The organism is Nonomuraea sp. N2-4H, from assembly GCF_045291505.1.
Taxonomy (GTDB): domain Bacteria; phylum Actinomycetota; class Actinomycetes; order Streptosporangiales; family Streptosporangiaceae; genus Nonomuraea; species Nonomuraea fastidiosa.
In genome coordinates, this window is the sequence record NZ_CP147987.1 from 2,503,564 (window position 1) to 2,519,937 (window position 16,374).

General features: G+C 72.6%; 12 protein-coding genes. 11 read left to right on the forward strand and 1 reads right to left on the reverse strand.

What is annotated here, in order from left to right; all coding sequences use genetic code 11:
- Positions 1–46 precede the first annotated feature (46 nt).
- The 7 genes from rph to WBK31_RS11445 all read left to right on the forward strand — a co-directional run bounded on the left by rph (position 47) and on the right by WBK31_RS11445 (position 11,332).
- Positions 47–5,647, forward strand: coding sequence for a rifamycin-inactivating phosphotransferase (gene rph, locus WBK31_RS11415; RefSeq protein ID WP_406674777.1), 5,601 nt, complete (start codon positions 47–49; stop codon positions 5,645–5,647).
- Complete coding sequence (locus tag WBK31_RS11420) at positions 5,551–5,802, forward strand: PEP-utilizing enzyme (RefSeq protein WP_378789771.1); 252 nt, start codon at positions 5,551–5,553, stop codon at positions 5,800–5,802. The genes rph and WBK31_RS11420 overlap by 97 nt, the downstream gene beginning before the upstream one ends.
- An 89-nt stretch (positions 5,803–5,891) precedes the next feature.
- Positions 5,892–7,055, forward strand: a complete 1,164-nt coding sequence (locus WBK31_RS11425; RefSeq protein ID WP_406674778.1) for a hypothetical protein — start codon at positions 5,892–5,894, stop codon at positions 7,053–7,055.
- A 137-nt stretch (positions 7,056–7,192) separates the two neighbouring features.
- The gene (locus tag WBK31_RS11430; protein WP_378789767.1) at positions 7,193–7,861 is read left to right on the forward strand and encodes a hypothetical protein; all 669 of its coding nucleotides are present in this window, start codon (positions 7,193–7,195) and stop codon (positions 7,859–7,861) included.
- Positions 7,862–8,388: 527 nt separating this feature from the next.
- Positions 8,389–9,144: an FCD domain-containing protein gene (locus WBK31_RS11435; protein ID WP_364067849.1), complete on the forward strand. Its 756-nt coding sequence runs from the start codon at positions 8,389–8,391 to the stop codon at positions 9,142–9,144.
- A gap of 38 nt (positions 9,145–9,182) precedes the next feature.
- Positions 9,183–10,367 carry a mandelate racemase/muconate lactonizing enzyme family protein gene (locus tag WBK31_RS11440; RefSeq protein WP_378789765.1) on the forward strand — a complete coding sequence of 395 codons (1,185 nt, stop codon included), beginning with the start codon at positions 9,183–9,185 and terminating at the stop codon, positions 10,365–10,367.
- On the forward strand, positions 10,364–11,332 hold the full coding sequence (locus WBK31_RS11445; protein ID WP_378789763.1) for a U32 family peptidase: 969 nt from the start codon (positions 10,364–10,366) through the stop codon (positions 11,330–11,332). Before WBK31_RS11440 ends, WBK31_RS11445 begins: the two co-directional genes overlap by 4 nt.
- 384 nt (positions 11,333–11,716) lie before the next feature.
- On the opposite strand, the gene WBK31_RS11450 is transcribed toward WBK31_RS11445, so the two are convergent.
- Positions 11,717–11,938: a hypothetical protein gene (locus WBK31_RS11450; protein WP_364067843.1), complete on the reverse strand. Its 222-nt coding sequence runs from the start codon at positions 11,936–11,938 to the stop codon at positions 11,717–11,719.
- Positions 11,939–12,307: 369 nt separating this feature from the next.
- Between WBK31_RS11450 and WBK31_RS11455 the strand changes: the two genes are divergently transcribed.
- The 4 genes from WBK31_RS11455 to WBK31_RS11470 all read left to right on the forward strand — a co-directional run bounded on the left by WBK31_RS11455 (position 12,308) and on the right by WBK31_RS11470 (position 16,354).
- Entirely contained in the window at positions 12,308–13,630 is a 1,323-nt protein-coding gene (locus WBK31_RS11455; protein ID WP_406674779.1) for a cellulose binding domain-containing protein, read from the forward strand.
- Positions 13,631–13,992: 362 nt separating this feature from the next.
- Positions 13,993–15,045 (forward strand): ketoacyl-ACP synthase III family protein, encoded by a 1,053-nt coding sequence (locus WBK31_RS11460; RefSeq protein ID WP_364067839.1) that lies wholly within the window; start codon positions 13,993–13,995, stop codon positions 15,043–15,045.
- The gene (locus WBK31_RS11465; protein WP_364067837.1) at positions 15,042–15,296 is read left to right on the forward strand and encodes a phosphopantetheine-binding protein; all 255 of its coding nucleotides are present in this window, start codon (positions 15,042–15,044) and stop codon (positions 15,294–15,296) included. Before WBK31_RS11460 ends, WBK31_RS11465 begins: the two co-directional genes overlap by 4 nt.
- 14 nt (positions 15,297–15,310) lie before the next feature.
- Positions 15,311–16,354, forward strand: a complete 1,044-nt coding sequence (locus tag WBK31_RS11470) for a ketoacyl-ACP synthase III family protein (protein WP_406674780.1) — start codon at positions 15,311–15,313, stop codon at positions 16,352–16,354.
- The last annotated feature ends 20 nt before the right edge of the window (positions 16,355–16,374 follow it).

A 16,374-nucleotide genomic window follows, 5' to 3' on the forward strand; every position in this document is an offset into this window, starting at 1 on the left:
CGTTTGCCCGCTTACTGGTGACCCGGAGTCCGATCCAGGGGAGGCCATGGCGGGAGCGACGTTCGGCATCCTCGGCCCCGTCCACGCGCGCCGGGCGGACGGGCGGGAGGTCGCACTCAAGGGCAAGGAGTACGCGCTGCTGACCGCGCTGCTCCTCAACGCGGGCGTGCCGGTCTCGCGCAGGCGGCTCATCGACGCCCTGTGGGAGACGCCGCCCGCCTCCGCCGTGCCCAACCTGCAGACGCACGTCGCGCGCGTCCGCAAGACGTTCGCCGCCGACATCCGGCTGTCCACCGTCGGCCCCGGCTACCTGCTGGAGGTCGCGCCCGGCGAGCTCGACCTGCTCGTCTTCGAGCAGGAGACGCGGCGCGCGCGTGCCGAAATGGAGCAGGGCGACCTGGCCGCCGCCGTGCACCGCTTCGAGCAGGCGCTGCGGCTGTGGCGGGGCCGCCCGGCCGAGGGCGTCCAGCTGCACGACTGGGCGCTGTCCCGGGCGGCCGAGCTGGAGGAGCGGCTCGGCGAGACGCGGCTCGACCGCGCCGAGGCGATGCTCGGCATCGGCCTGCACACCGAGGTGATCGGCGAGCTGCGGCCGTTCCTCGCCGAGCAGCCGCTCAGCGAACGGGCCTGGCGGCTGCTCATGCTCGCCTACGCGCGGGCGGGGCAGCGGCACCGGGCGCTGGAGGCGTACCGGCAGGCCCGCGAGCGGCTCGTCGGCGAGCTGGGCATCGAGCCGGGCGAGGAGCTGCGGCGGCTGCAGGCCGTCATCCTGGCCGACGCTCTCCCGGCGGCCGGGCCGGAGCGGCGCAGACCCGTCTGCCAGCTCCCGCCGGTGCACGCCGACTTCGTCGGCAGGCAGGCCGAAGTGGCCACGGTGACGGCCGCCCTGTCATCGGTGCGCGGCGACGACTCGTCCGCGCCGCCGGTCAGCGCCATCTCGGGTCCCGGCGGCGTGGGCAAGACCACGCTCGCCGTGCACGTCGCGCACCGGCTGCGCGGCGAGTTCCCCGACGGCCAGTTCTACATCGACCTGCGCGGGGCCGAACGGCACCCGCTCGACCCCGCCGAGGCGCTGGCCCGCTTCCTGCGCGCGCTCGGCCTGGACAGCTCGGCGCTGCCCGGCGATCTCGACCAGCGCGCCGAGCTCTACCGCGAGCGCCTGGCCGACTCGCGCTACCTCGTGGTGCTCGACAACGCCGCCGACGAGGCCCAGCTACGCCCGCTCATACCCGGTACGCGCGGCTGCGCCGTGCTCATCACCAGCAGGCACCGCCTGGCCGCGCTGCCCGCCGCGCAGCGCGTCGACCTCGACGTCCTGCCCGTCGAGGACGCGGTCGAGCTGCTCGGCAACATCATCGGGGCCGACAGGACCGCGCGGTCACCCGACGACGCCCGCGACCTGGTACGGCTCTGCGGCGGCCTGCCGCTCGCCGTGCGGATCGCCGGAGCCAGGCTCGCCGCCCGCCCCCACTGGAGCCTGGGCCATCTGGTCTCGCGCATGAGCGACGTCCGCGGCCGGCTCAGCCAGCTCTCCCACGGCTCCGACGAGGTGCGGGCCAGCATCGGCCTCGGCTACCAGGGCCTGCCGCCGCAGGCCCAGCGCATGTTCTGCCGGCTCGGCCTGCTCGAGGCGCCCGAGTTCCCGGTCTGGGCGGGCGCGGCGCTGCTCGACACCACCGAGGAGGCGGCCGAGCAGCTCATCGAGCAGCTCGCCGACGTCCGCCTGCTCGACGTGGCGGGCCACGGCGCCGACGGCGCGGTGCGGTTCCGCTTCCACGACCTGACCAGGGCGTACGCGCGGGAACGCGCCGAGGAGGAAGAGGACGAGCACGAGCGGGCCGCCGCGCTGCGCCGCGCGTTCAGCGGCTGGGTGGCGCTGACCCGGCATGCGCACGGCCGTCTGTGCGGCGGCGACTACCGCGTGGTCCACGGCGACGGCATCACCTGGCGGCCCGGCCAGGCGAGCGCCGACCGCCTGGCGGGCGACCCGCTGGCCTGGATCGAGGCCGAGCGGGCGAACGTCGTCGCGGGCGTCCGCCAGTGCGCCGCGCTCGGGTTCGGCGAGCTGTCCTGGGACTGGGCGACCAGCGCCATGAACCTGTTCGAGACCCGCGGCCTGCACGACGAGTGGCGCGCCACCCACGAGGCCGCCCTGCACGCCGCCCGCGCCTCCGGCGACATCCGCGGCCAGGCCGCCATGCTGCACGGCCTGGCCAGGCTGCGCTTCACCCAGGACGACCTGGCCGGCTGCGCGGCCGCGCTGGAGGAGGCGCTGGAGCTGTTCGAGAAGGCGGGGGACCGGCACGGGCACGCGCTCGCCCTGGTCACCATGGCCGAGGTCGACCGCATCCAGGGCCGCAACGCCGACGCCCTGGCCCGCTATGAGCAGGCCGCCGAAGGTCTGGCGCGGGCGGGCGACCGCAGCACGGAGATCACCGTGGTGCGCGGCATCGGCCGCATCCACTTCAACCAGGGCAGGCTGGAGCTGGCCGAGCCGTTCATCAGGCGGGCGATCCGGCTCGCCGACGACACCGGCGACGTGCGCTCGCGGGAGTTCACCAGGATCGTGCTGGGGGAGATCGAGCTGGCCCGCGGCGATCTCGCCGCCGCCGAGGGCAGCTTCCGCCGGGCGCTGGACGGGCTCGACACGCTCGGCTTCCCGAGCGGCATCGCGTACGCGGCCCTGGGGCTCGCCGAGGCGAGGCTGGCGCAGCACGACGTCGCGGGCGCCGAGCGGCTGCTGCGGCGCAGCCTGGGGATCTACCGCGACACCGGCGACCGGGTGGGCCAGGCGCGCGTGCTGTTCACCACGGCGGAGCTGCGGCGCAGGCAGCGCCGCTTACCCGAGGCCGCCGCCACGCTGCGCGAGGTCATCGGCATCTGCCGGGCCATCCCCGCACCGCGCCGCCAGGGGCTGGCGCTGCGCGCGCTGGGCGACGTGCATCGCGACAGGGGGATCTGCAAGCGGCTTCTGACGCCTGGCGAGAGGCGCTGGAGGTGTTACGCGCGACGAACGCGCCGGAGGCGGCGGAGGTCGCCGCCCTGCTGGAGCCGCACACCGCTCAACAGCACAAATAAGGCGGTGGTCACGAGACCTCCGCCACTTTCACTGTATAGCAGATCGCCGGGCCTCATGAGAAATCGGAATGTCGTCCATACTTGCCCGTTGCCAGCCGCCCCGACGAACGATGGAGCAATGGACGTGCAGTATGTGCTGGGTTTCGACCAGGCCGACGCGACGGACGCGGCCCGCACCGGCGGGAAGGGAGCGAACCTGGCCGAGCTCTCCCGCGTCGGCGGCGTTCGCGTGCCCGACGGCTTCTGCGTGACCACCGACGCCTACCAGCGGGTCGTGGCCGCCGCGATCGGACCGCGGCTCGACCGGCTCGAAGGCGCCGACCCCGGCGACCGCGCCGCGATCGCCGCCCTCAGCGCGGAGGTGCGCGCGGCCGTCGAAGACCTCGACATCCCTGATGACGTCGCCGCCGAGATCGCCGCCGCGCTCGCCAAACTCGGCGATGCGACCCCCTGCGCGGTGCGGTCGAGCGCCACCGCCGAGGACCTGCCCACCGCCTCCTTCGCCGGCCAGCAGGACTCCTACCTCAACGTCACGGGCCTGCCCGAGATCCTGCGGCACGTCCTGCGCTGCTGGGCCTCGCTGTTCACCGAACGCGCGGTCACCTACCGCGTACGCAACGGCTTCGACCACCGCAAGGTGCGCATGGCCGTGGTCGTGCAGCGCATGGTGTTCCCCGACGCCGCCGGCGTGCTGTTCACCGCCGACCCCGTCACCTCCAACCGCAAGGTCGCCACGGTGGAGGCCGTGTGGGGGCTCGGCGACGCCCTCGTCTCCGGCCAGGTCACCGCCGACGTCTACACCGTCCGCGACGACCGCGTGATCTCCTCCGAGATCGCCGCCAAGACCAGCGTCGTCCAGGCGTCGCCGGAGGGCGGCACCAAGGACGTGCCGGTCGAGCCCGAGCGGCGGGACCGGCCGGTGCTCACCGGCGAGCAGGCCGTCCGCCTGGTACGGCTGGGCCGCCGCATCGAGGCGCACTTCGGCCGCCCCCAGGACATCGAATGGTGCCTGACCCGCGACGACCTGCACATCGTGCAGAGCCGGCCCATCACCACCCTCTTCCCCATCCCGGAGGCCGGCGACGACGGCAACCACGTCTACCTGTCGGTCGGCCACCAGCAGATGATGACCGACGCGATGCGTCCGCTGGGCCTGTCGTTCTGGCAGCTCACCACGCCACGGCCGATGAAGGAGGCGGGCGGGCGGCTCTTCGTGGACTGCACGCCGCTGCTGTCCACCCGCTCGGGCCGCGCCGCGCTGCTCGACGCCATGCGGACGGCGGACCCGCTGTTCCACGACGCCCTCGAAACCGTCCTCGACCGCGGCTTCGTCCCGCTGAAGGAGGACGACGGGGCACCGCTGCCGCAGAGCCTCGCCCCGCGTGGCGAGCCCGTTCCGACCGACCCGGCCATCGTCACCGAGCTCATCCGGCGCAACGCCGAGTCCGTGGCGAAGCTGCGGCGCGAGATCACCGGACTGTCGGGGACCGCGCTGATCGACTTCATCCGGGACGACCTCGCCGAGCTGCGCCGCCTGCTGTTCGACCAGCGCAGCGGGCAGGTCATCATGGCCGGCATGGACGCGGCCGTCTGGCTCAACGAGCACCTCGACGAGTGGCTCGGCGAGAAGAACGCGGCCAACGTGCTCTCCCAGTCCGTGCCGGACAACGTCACCTCGGAGATGGGGCTCGCGCTCCTCGACGTCGCCGACGTCGTCCGCCCGCACGCGGAGGTCGTCGCGTTCCTCGACCGGGTGGCGGCCGAGGGCCGGCGCGGCAGCGATTTCCTGGACGAGCTGGCCGGGCTGCCCGGCGGCCCGGAGGCGCGCGAGGCCATCCTCGGGTACCTCGACGCGTACGGCATGCGCTGCGCCGGAGAGATCGACATCACCAAGACCCGGTGGAGCGAGAACCCCGCCGAACTGCTGCCCACCCTCCTCGGCAACGTCAGGAACTTCCCGCCCGGCGCGGGCAAGCAGCACTTCGAGCGGGGCCTGGAGGAGGCACGGCGCAAGGAGCAGGACGTACTGACCCGCCTGCGCGCCCTGCCCGGCGGTGAGCGCAAGGCCGAGGAGACCAAGCGGATGATCGACCGCGTCCGCACCTTCACCGGATACCGCGAATACCCCAAATTCGGCATGATCAGCCGCTACTTCGTCTACAAGCAGGCGCTGCTGGGCGAGGCCGAGCGCCTCGTCGCCGCCGGTGTGCTGCGCGAGCCGTCCGACGTGTACTACCTGCGCCTCGACGAGCTGCGCGACGTCGTCGCCACCGGCCGGGCCGACGCCGCGCTCATCGCCCGGCGGCGCGAGGAGTTCCGCGCCTGCCAGGCGCTCACCCCGCCCCGCGTCATCACCTCCGACGGCGAGACCCTCAGCGGCCGCTACCGCCGCGCCGGCCTCCGCCAGGGGCGCTGCCCGGCATGCCGGTCTCCGCCGGCACCGTCGAGGGCCGCGCCCGCGTCGTCACCGACATGGCCGAGGCCCGGCTGGAGACGGGCGACATCCTCGTCACCGCCTACACCGACCCGAGCTGGACCCCGCTGTTCGTGGCGGCCGCCGGGCTGGTGACCGAGGTCGGCGGGCTCATGACGCACGGCGCGGTGGTCGCCCGCGAGTACGGGCTGCCCGCGGTCGTCGCGGTGGACCGCGCCACCCGGCTGATCCGCGACGGGCAGCGCATCCGCGTCCACGGCAGCGACGGCTACGTCGAACTCCTCGACTGATCACTCAAGCCGGGGGCGCGGGCCGGGCGTCCGCAGTACGATCAACTGCTTCTTGCATTCCGCAACGTTTTCGCGGGAGGACATGCGAAATGGTCGATGACTTAGAGCAGAACGCGCCGGGCCGTCGTTCGATGCGGGGCCTGCGCGCCGGGTTCGCCGTGGCGGCCTGCGGCGTCGTGATGGCGCCGATCGTGATGGCGCCGATCGTGATGGGGGCGATCGTGGCCGTGCCGGCGTACGCGCGGCCGGAGCCCGCCGGCCGTACCGTGGCCGCCGCTGCCGCGCGGCCGGTGCCCGCCGCCGGCCGTATGGTGACCGTCGCTCCCGAGCGGCCGATCGAGAAGGCGTGGCCGAAGGCCGTGCACAAGGTGCCGCGCCGCCTGCCCGGCGGCGGGCTGGCGCGGCCCGTGACCATGCTGGGCGCCGGGCGGCTCCTGCTGACCTCCGAGAACCGTCACGAGAGGGCGAACGCCCTGTACGTCCGCCAGCTCCGCAGCGGCAGGACGGTGAAGCTCGCCGACATCCCCCTGCCCAAGGGCACCACGCTCTTCCCCTCCGGCTTCACCGTGGGCCACGGCAAGATCGCCTGGTGGACGGCGCGCGGGCGTACCGCCGACATCTGGGCCGTGCCGGAGAAGGGCGGCAAGGCGCGCAGGGTCGCCTCGGCCCCGCTGCCGCCGCCCTCGCGCTCCGGACACATCACCGGCCTGGCCGTCACGCGGAAGGGTTTCGCCTGGTCGGCGGGCGACTGGGGCGTCTTCACCGTTCCCGCCGCCGGTGGGAGGCCCCGGAGCATCACGGGGACGAAGGGCCTGCACCTGATGCGCTGGCCGTGGGCGGGCTCGCCCGGCCCCTTCGACCCGATCAAGGCCCCGTACCAGTCGATCAAGAACGTCGAGACCGGCGAGACCCGCGCCGATCCCGCCTCGGGCACCGCCGTGGCCTGCGGCGTCTCCCGCTGCATCGCGCGGGCCGGCGATTCGCCCGCGGGACGCGTGCTGGGCCGCGACGGCCGCCCACAGGGCGCAGTGAACGTGGCCGGGATGCGGCCGCAGCCGCTGCTGCGCGACCGGTTCGCGGTGGCGCAACATCCCGACCGGGCCCTGATCCACGATCTTCGATCCAAGACCAGCGTCGTCGTCAAGGGCATCAACACGCGCGTCGGCGACCGCACCGCTGCCGGCGACGACTTCGTGCGCTTCACCCGCGCCGACGGCGCCTACCTCATCGTCGATCTCGCCTCCGTGCGGTGAGGCCGGGCCGGGCTCGCGCGCTCCTCCCCGCGCGGTAGGCGCGGCTCATCCTCGCGAAGGAGGCCGAGACATACCCCTAGGGGGCATCGTGGGAAGGGCGACGGAAACGATCCGGCCGAAAGGAAAGAGGCGCGCGGATGTTGCTCATCGACGTGTACGTCCCCAAGGGAGCCTTCAGCGAGACGGAACGGCAGGAGCTGGGACGCCGGCTCATCGACACGTTCATGGTCGAGGACGACGGCAGTCACGCCGTCGAGGTGCTGAACGCCCAGCGCACGATCACCCAGGTGCTGGTGCACGAGCCCGCCACCTGGGTGCTCGGCGACCGCCCGGCCGCCGACCCCGCCGATCCGCCCCGCTACCTCGTCCGCGTCACCGTCCCCGCGTCGTGGCGCAAGGAGATGTGCGAGCCCGTCCCCGGCCTCGTCATGAAGGCGCTCGCCGAGACCGAGCGGGCGGCCGGGCGCGAACCCGGCCGCCTGGAGCGCGAGCCCCACGCGGTCGTCCTGCTCGAAGGCATCACCGAAGGCGGCATCGGCATCTTCGGCAGGTCGATGAGCAGCATGGACCTCATGGAGTACGTATCCCGCCCGTACCGCGACACTGCCAAAGAGGAAGGAGAGAGCGCCGAGCCGGAGACCGCGGTCGATCCGATCTGCGGGATGTCCGTGGTGCTGGACGACACCGCGCTCACCCTGGTGCACGACGGCGTGACGTACGGCTTCTGCAGCGGCCTGTGCCGCCGCGCCTACGCCGACGAGCACGGGCTCTCGCTCGCCCGCGACCGGCACGCGGACTCGGCCTGACCGCCACCGGGCGGGAGTCCAGGCGCGCATGGCGGACGGCACCCTGTCGCCCCAGCGGTGGAAGGGGACGAAGGTCGGCTCCACCGGGCGGCCCGGCCGGTCGTCGGCCGCCTTGCCGGTGCCCGACCCGGTCGCGCCGTCGCCGCAGCCGCTGAGCGCGCACCGCCCGTCGGCAGCCCTGCCGCGAGCAGCCGCCGGGGGTGCGGGGATCTCTTTCGTCGACGGTGGTCTGCGCCAAAGAGCCGGACGCCGCGCACGGCGGCGCGGAACGGCGAGGCGGAGGTGGGATGGTTCCGGCCACCTTGGAATCCATCAGACAACTCTGCAAGGCATAGGTGCCATCTCGCCGGTTCCCGAGCGGATCCGGCCTGCGATGTCTCGGTGAAACCGCTGCTCGAATGCCGTCTGGTATCGGCTGCCTGTTGTGAACGTATCAGATATGTGTGAAAGTCCTAGACGTGGAAGGGTCGAGCAGCGGCAGGGAACCGGAAGGACCGGAGCCCGTGATGCCGCACCGGCAGGGGATCATGGTCGACACGAGTCGCGGCGGGAGAGACGCCGAGAGCGAGCAGAGCGGTGAGTCCCGCACCGCGAACGTGGTGCGGCACCTGGAAGCGCTCATCTTCGACGGCGACCTGCAGCCCGGCCAGTTCCTCCCCTCGGAGGGCGAGCTGGCCGCCGAGATGGGGGTCAGCCGGCTCACCGTCCGCGAGGGCGTCCGCACGCTGGAGGCCCGCGGCCTGCTCGAAGTGCGGCGCGGCCGCAGGCCCGCCGTCGCCCACCCCAACGCGGCGCCGCTGAGCGGCTTCTTCGCCGCCTCCCTGCGCCGCGACCCCCGCAACCTGCTCGAACTCGTCGAAGTGCGGCTCGCTCTGGAGGTCCACGCCACCACGCTCGCCGCCCAGCACGCCACCCGCACCGCGCTGACCTCGCTGGAGCTGGCCTTCGACACGATGCGCCAGGCCACCGACGAGGAGTCGTTCAACCAGGCGGACGTGCGCTTCCACGCCATGCTCGCCGCCGCAAGCGGCAACCAGATGATCAGTTTCCTCATCGAGGCGATGGACGAGCCCATGCACGAGAGCCGGCTGCGCAGCCTGCGCGGTCACCTCGCCAGGGGCCGCTCGATGGACGACATCATGGACGAGCACGCCCGCATCCTGGCCGCCGTACGCGAGCGCGACGCCCGCGCCGCCGCCGAGGCCATGCGCGAGCACCTCGTCCAGACCCGCATGGACCTGCGCGCCTTCCTCGCCCTGCCCACCGGCGACGGCCAGGGCTGACCCCGAGCGCAAGCAGTCCCCAGCACTCCTGGAGAAAGATGAAGATCACCGCAGTCGACACCATCGTCGTCGGCACCCCGTGGCGGGAGCTGACGTTCGTCGAGCTCACCACCGACGACGGGCTCCGCGGCCTCGGCGAGGCAAGGATGCTGAACAAGACCGACACCCTGCTGGCCTGTATCGAGGAGATGTCGCGCCGGTACGTGCTCGGCAGCGACCCGTTCGACGTGCAGCGCCTGGCGTGGCGGTTCTCCTGGGAGGAGTACGGCCGGGCCGGCGAGGTCACCCAGACCGCCCTGGCCACCATCGACATGGCCTGCCACGACCTCATGGGCAAGCACCTCGGCGTACCCGTCTACCGGCTGCTCGGCGGGCGCTTCAGGGAGCGCACCCCCGCCTACGCCAACGGCTGGTACCAGGGCGAGCGCGACCCCGGAACGATCGCCGAGATGGCCGCGGGCGTGGTGGCGAAGGGCTACCGCGGGCTGAAGATCGACCCGTTCGGCGCGGCCACCGCCGAGCTGTCCGCCCCGCAGCTGCGCAGGGCGTGCGACATCCTCGCCGCCGTACGCGCGGCCGTCGGCCCCGAGGTGGAGCTGATGGTGGAGATGCACGGCCGCTTCACCGCCGCGACGGCCGCCAAGGTCGCCCGCGCCATCGAGGAGTACGACCCGGCCTGGATCGAGGAGCCGGTCCCGCCGCACGACGTGCCCGGCCTGCGCCAGGTGCGCGCGGCGACCTCCATCCCCATCGCCACCGGCGAGCGCGTGCACGCGGTTCCCGAGTTCCGCGAGCTGTTCGAGCAGGGCCTGGTGGACATCGTGCAGGCCGACCTCACGCACATCGGCGGCTTCACCGGGCTGCGCAAGCTCGCCGCGTGGGCGGAGGCGTACAACGTGCTGATCGCCCCGCACAACGTCTGCGGCCCGGTCGGCACGGCGGCCAACGTGCACCTCGCCGTCGCGTCCCCCAACCACAAGATCCTTGAGCACTTCAACGACTTCGCCGACCCGTGGGTGAAGGACCTCGTCCATGGCGCGCCCCAGGTGGACGCGGCCGACGGCTGCTTCGCGCCGCCCACGCAGCCGGGGCTCGGCGTCACGCTCGACAGGCAGGCGTGCGCCCGGCATCCGCGTACGAACGCGCACTTCAACCTCGTACGCGACGGCTGGGAACGCCGCGACGGCGCCGGTGCGACGGCGGTGACGGGGGTGGGGGCATGAGCGGCGTCGGCGGCGGCATGCCGCGCCCGGCCGAGCTGCTGGCCTCGCTCGGGCTGCCCGCGGGCGACCTCCACGACCTGCCCGCCTCGTCCAAGCGCTTCCCCGACGGGGCGCAATACCGCGTGGAGATCCCCAGCGTCGAGGGCCCTGAGTGCCTGGCTGCGGTGCTGGAGACGGCCCGCACGCTCGGCGTTCCGGTCACCCGCGTCTCCCAGGGCACCGGTGTCGGCCTGCTCACCGGCGACGAGCTGGCGGAGATGGCCTCGCTCGCCGCCTCCGCCGGCGTCGAGGTCAGCCTGTTCGCCCGGCCCTGCGCGGGCTGGGACGCCTCCGCGATGGCGCGCAGCACCGCCGGCTCGATACTCGCGCCTGCCGCGCGCGGTCAGGACCAGGTCGCGGCCGTGCTCGACGAGATCCTGCGGGCGGCTGAGCATGGCTTCCGCAGCGTGCTCATCGCCGACATCGGCGTCCTGTCGATCTTCGGCAGGCTCCGGGCGGCCGGGTACCTGCCGCCCGACATGCAGGCCAAAGTCTCGGTCATGCTGCCCGCCGCCAACCCCGAGTCGGCGCGCATACTCGAGGACCTGGGCGCCGACAGCCTCAACCTGCCCACGGACCTGACGCTCGCCCAGATCGCCGCCATCCGGGCCGCCGTGGACATCCCGCTCGACGTGTACGTCGAGGCGCCCGACAACGTCGGCGGGTTCGTCCGCCACTACGAGCTGCCCACGCTGGTCGAGGTCGCCGCGCCGGTGCACGTCAAGTTCGGGCTGCGCAACGCGCCCGACGTCTACCCGGCGGGCACCCACCTGCTGGCCACCACGGTGGCGCTGTCGCGTGAGCGGGTCCGCCGCGCCCGCCTCGGTCTCGACCTGCTGGCCCGGCACCGGTCCGATGTGCGGGGCACCGCGCCCGGGGACGAGGGCGCGCAACTGCGCATCCCGGTCCCCGCCGACCGCTCCTGACGGCACGCCGAGCCCTGTTGACGGTGCGCCGAGGTCCGCTGATGGCGCGCCGAGCCGTCCCGACGGCACGCTTGCCGCCCGCCCCGGCCCCTCTCATGCGGCCGGGGCGGCCGCGCGCGTGTCAGTCGTGGACCCCGGGCGGGCGTGCGCGTGTCAGTCGTGGACCCCGGGCGGGCGTGCGCGTGTCAGTCGTGGACCCCGGGCGGGCGTGCGCGTGCCGGGCGTGGACCCGGGGTCGGCGGGCGTGTGCCGGGCGTGGACCCGGGGGCGGCGTGCGCGTGCCGGGCGTGGACCCGGGGTCGGCGGGCGTGTGCCGGGCGTGAACCGTGAGGCCGCCGGCGTGCGCGGGGCGTGCGCGTGTCAGGCGTACAGGAAGAAGTGTGTTCAGGCGTAGAGGAAGAAGTACCGGTAGCGGCTCTCCCACACGCACGAGTAGTCCTGCCACCAGTCCTGCGTGATGCCCTGGTGACCCACCCGCTCGCAGTCGGCGTAGTGCTTGAAGACGCCGACGAGCCGGTCGGCGGCCTGCGCCGGCGCGGCGCCGATGGTCAGCGACATCGCGAGCGCCGTCACGGTGGTGCAGACAACAGCGCGTGCCTTACGCATTCGTCCTCCTGGGGCTGGGGGTCGTGACGCCGGACATTATCACTTACCGAGCGCCGTGAGAATTGTCAGAGCCGATTCGACAGCGGCTATTCACGCGCTTTTTCTGGCGTGATCACCACGGGTGATGCGGGCGTCACTTTTCGGGGTGCCCGGCCGTCGTGTCATAACGGCCTGGAAATGCCTCGGGGGCGGGTATCCGACCGCCTGTGCGCGCCCGTGCTGATCTTGGCGCTCTGTGCCCACTAAGTACGCTTTATGGCGTTTTCTCGCCTTATTAGCGTGCAAGGCGGAGATCTTTGACCATTCTCGCTCTGGTGTCATATCGTCGCCCCGCCCCTATCGAGTGAGCCGATCATCCGGAGCCGCACCATGCACGCTCGACCCCGCACGGCCGTGATCGTCTGCATGGCGATGGCGCTGCTGGCCGCCGTCGGCCTCTCCGCGGCCTTCTCCCGGCCGGCTCAGGCCGCGCAGGTCATCACCGACATCGCCTATGCGCCCGCGCAGCCGACCGGCAGCAGGGGCCACCTGCTCGACCTCTACCTCCCGGACGCCGGCACCACCCCGAGGCCGCTGCTCATCTGGCACACCGGCTCGGCCTGGAGCAGCGACGACGGCAAGGAGGGCGCGGACGCGATCGCCGACGTCTTCGGCCCGCTCGGCTTCGCCGTGGCCGGCGTCAGCGTACGCAGCAGCGCCCAGGCGACCTTCCCCGCCCAGGTGCACGACATCAAGGCGGCCATCCGATGGCTGCGCGCGAACGCCGCCACGTACGGGCTGGACCCGAACCGCTTCGCGATCGCCGGCGACTCATCCGGCGGCTGGCTGACGGAGATGACGGTCTTCTCCGGCGGCGTCGCCGCGCTGGAGGGCGACATCGGCGTCACCGGCGTCTCCAGCGCCGTGCAGGCCGGGCTCGCCTTCTACAGCCCCACCGACTTCCTGCAGATGAACGCCCAGAACCTGCCGGGCGGCGGCCTCGACCACGACTCGCCCGCCTCGCCCGAGTCCCTGCTGGTCGGCTGCGCCATCCAGACCTGCCCCGACAAGGTCGCGCAGGCCAACCCCATGACGTACGTCGACGCGAACGACCCGCCGCTGCTGTTCCTGCACGGCCAGGCCGACTTCCTGGTGCCGCACGGGCAGAGCGTGCTGCTCTTCGAGCGCGTCAAGGCGCAATGCGGCCGCGCCACGTTCGTCTCGGTGCCCGGGGCCGACCACATGATGGACCAGATCATGGATCCCGCCCACTACGGCTCGGAGACCGTGCGCACCACGGCCGACTGCGGCGAGACCGCCGGCACCGGCACGCTCAACCCGACCTGGCCCAACTTCGTCACGTTCCTGCGCGGCGGGCTGCGCATGGGCACCTCCTGCGAGGTCTCCTACTCCACCGGCGCATGGAACGGCGCGTTCAACGGCAGCGTGACCGTCAGGAACACCGGCACCACCCCCGTCTCCGGCTGGACCGTCACCTGGATCTGGCCGGGCGACCAGCAGATCACCGACGCGTGGAACGCCGTCGTGACCCAGACCGGCGCCCAGGTGGTCGCCCGTGACGACGGCCACAATTCCTACATCGGCCCCGGCTCCAGCCAGAGCTTCGGCTTCTCGGCGACCGCCACCGGCTCGAACGAGCGACCGGCCGAGTTCAAGGTGAACGGCATCACCTGCACCACGGCGCCCTCCTGAGTGCCCGCCAGGTGAACGGCGCGCGCCTTAAGGCGCGCGCCCGCCGCCGCATGCATTCCTTCCGCCGAATTCCGCTCGGTGAAATTTGATCGACCCCTGTGGAAAATCGGATTTCCGCAATTCAACACGTTCGGGCGCGCGGCGGTCACGATATGTCGCCGACCAAATGCTGGACATCACCATTGCCTCGTTCGGCAGGCCGCCCCTATCCTTGCCGTGAAATCGGCCCGCCGGCCTATTTCGCGGTTTCCCGCCCGCCGGACGGGCCCTTGAAATCCCCGGGCCCCGCGCCATTTCACAGCGGTCGCCTTCCCCTTCTCAGAAGGCCGCCGTCCGGGATCGTCGATGAATGAAGGGGACGTGTGCGCATCTCGAACATCTACGTCAGAAGCATCGGCGTCCACGTGCCGGAGAGCGTGAGCGTCGAGCACGCGGTACGCGAGGGCTGGTACCCGGCGGAGGAGGCGGAGCGGTTCCGCCAGCTCGGCGCGGCCGTCGCCGGTGACATGCCCGCACCCGAGATGGCGCGGCTCGCCGTGCTCGACGCCTACGACCGCTGGGGCGAGTCCGCGCCGCGCGAGCTCGATCTGCTGCTCTACGCGTCGGTCTGGCACCAGGGCCCCAACGGCTGGCAGCCCCAGCACTACCTCCAGCAGCACCTGCTCGGCGGCGGCGTGCCCGCGTTCGAGATCAGGGCGGGCTGCGTCGGCATGATCAGCTCGCTGGAGCTGGCGGCCAGCTACCTGCGGGCCGACGACGCGCGCGAGACCGCCATGGTCGTCTCCGCCGACAACCACGGCACCCCGCTGGTGGACCGCTGGCGGATGACGCCGGGCGCGCTCATCGGCGACGCCGCGGCCGCGCTCGTGCTCGGCAAGGACTACGGCATGGCGGAACTGCTGTCGGTCAACGTCGCCGTGATCCCCGAGGCCGACGCGGTCAACGCCGGCGCGTACCCGCTGTTCCCGCCGGACGCCACCGTCGGGCGCGGGCTCAGCTTCTCCGACCGGCATGAGGAGTTCCGGCAGCAGCTGCTCAAGAAGCAGGGCACCGGCATCCACCTGACCATCCAGAAGACGATGATGCAGCAGGTCGAGCAGACCCTCGACGAGGCCGGCATCACGCTCGGCGACATCACGCGGGTGGCGTTCCCGCACGGCAGGCGCGAGGACCTCGACGGGCAGATGGCCTGGCTGGGCATCGAGGAGGACCAGACGACCTGGGAGTACGGGCGGCGCGTCGGCCACTGCGGCGCCGCCGACCAGTTCATCGCCTTCGAGCACCTGCTCGCGACCGGTGCGCTGAAGCCCGGCGACCACCTGCTCGCGGTCGGGTTCGGCTCCGGCACGTCCGTCGCCGCGGCGGCCTTCCGCGTCCTGTCACCCAGCCCCGTCACGCAAGGAGCACGCGCATGACCGACGACCTCACCGGCAAGCTGGTCGCGTTCGTCCAGGACAACCTCGTCCAGGACGGCGACGACCTCACCATCGACGCGCACACCCCGCTGCTGTCCTCCGGGCTGCTCGACTCGCTGCGCACCGCGCGGCTGCTCACCTACCTCCGCAAGGACCTCGGCATCGCCGTGCCCGCCGCCAAGCTCGACCCCGAGAACTTCCGCGACGTCGCCACCATCGTCGCGATGGTCGCCGAGCTCGAAGCCGTCTAGCGGGGGGAGCGTTCATGCGGTACGCCGACACCTACATCGCCGGCGTGGGAGCCTTCGTCCCGCGCACCGTCGTCAGCGTCGAGAAGGCCGTCGCCAAGGGCTGGTACCCGGCCGAGGAGGCCGACCTGCACCAGCTCGCCGGAGCGGCCGTGGCCGGCGACCTGCCCGCCCCCGAGATGGCCCTGCACGCCGCGCGCAGCGCCCTCAAGCGCAGCGGCCGCGCGCCGGGCGACCTCGGCCTCCTGCTGTACGCCTCCACCTGGCATCAGGGCCCCGACGGCTGGCCCCCGCACTCCTACCTGCAGCGCCACCTCGTCGGCGGCGACGCCCTGGCCACCGAGATCCGGCAGGGCTGTAACGGCATGTTCATCGCCATGGAGCTCGCGGCAGAACACCTCGAAAGCCGGCCGGGCCGGCCCGCCGCCCTGCTGGTCGCCGCCGACAACTACGGCACCCCGCTCATGGACCGCTGGCGCATGGGCCCCGGCTACATCGGCGGCGACGCCGCCGCCGCGCTCGTGCTCAGCAGGGAGCCAGGTTTCGCGCGCCTCGCGTCGATCTGCACCACGACCGTCACCGAGGCCGAAGAGCTGCACCGAGGCAGCGAGCCGCTCTTCCCGCCCGGCGTCACCGTCGGCAGGAAGATGAGCTTCACCGCACGCAACGAGCAGTTCCGGCAGCAGATCATGCCCACCGGCGAGGCCACCGCCGCGCTCTTCTCCATCCAGCGGGCGCTGGAGGAGGTCGTCGAACGGCTGCTCGCGGAAAGCGGCATCACGCCCGCCGACCTCACCCGCGTGGCGTTCATGAACTACTCCAAAGAGATCGTCGAGCAGCGCTGCATGGCCCTGCTCGACCTGCCCATGTCCCGCTCCACCTGGGATTACGGCCGCACCATCGGCCACTGCGGCGCCGCCGACCAGGTCCTGTCACTCGACCACCTGCTGCTGACCGGGCGGCTCGGCCCCGGCGACCACCTGCTCATGCTCGGCACCGGGCCGGGCGTGACCGTCTCCGGCGCCGTCATCGAGATCATCGACACCCCTCAGTGGGCCTGAACATCGCGACACATCGAAGG

What these genes read in the sequence shown, in the direction of transcription:
- rph (WP_406674777.1), top strand. Translation starts at nt 47, where the DNA reads ATGGCGGGAGCGACGTTCGGCATCCTCGGCCCCGTCCACGCGCGCCGG.
- WBK31_RS11420 (WP_378789771.1), top strand. Translation starts at nt 5,551, where the DNA reads ATGGCCGAGGCCCGGCTGGAGACGGGCGACATCCTCGTCACCGCCTAC.
- WBK31_RS11425 (WP_406674778.1), top strand. Translation starts at nt 5,892, where the DNA reads ATGGTCGATGACTTAGAGCAGAACGCGCCGGGCCGTCGTTCGATGCGG.
- WBK31_RS11430 (WP_378789767.1), top strand. Translation starts at nt 7,193, where the DNA reads ATGTTGCTCATCGACGTGTACGTCCCCAAGGGAGCCTTCAGCGAGACG.
- WBK31_RS11435 (WP_364067849.1), top strand. Translation starts at nt 8,389, where the DNA reads ATGGTCGACACGAGTCGCGGCGGGAGAGACGCCGAGAGCGAGCAGAGC.
- WBK31_RS11440 (WP_378789765.1), top strand. Translation starts at nt 9,183, where the DNA reads ATGAAGATCACCGCAGTCGACACCATCGTCGTCGGCACCCCGTGGCGG.
- WBK31_RS11445 (WP_378789763.1), top strand. Translation starts at nt 10,364, where the DNA reads ATGAGCGGCGTCGGCGGCGGCATGCCGCGCCCGGCCGAGCTGCTGGCC.
- WBK31_RS11450 (WP_364067843.1), bottom strand. Translation starts at nt 11,938, where the DNA reads ATGCGTAAGGCACGCGCTGTTGTCTGCACCACCGTGACGGCGCTCGCG.
- WBK31_RS11455 (WP_406674779.1), top strand. Translation starts at nt 12,308, where the DNA reads ATGCACGCTCGACCCCGCACGGCCGTGATCGTCTGCATGGCGATGGCG.
- WBK31_RS11465 (WP_364067837.1), top strand. Translation starts at nt 15,042, where the DNA reads ATGACCGACGACCTCACCGGCAAGCTGGTCGCGTTCGTCCAGGACAAC.
- WBK31_RS11470 (WP_406674780.1), top strand. Translation starts at nt 15,311, where the DNA reads ATGCGGTACGCCGACACCTACATCGCCGGCGTGGGAGCCTTCGTCCCG.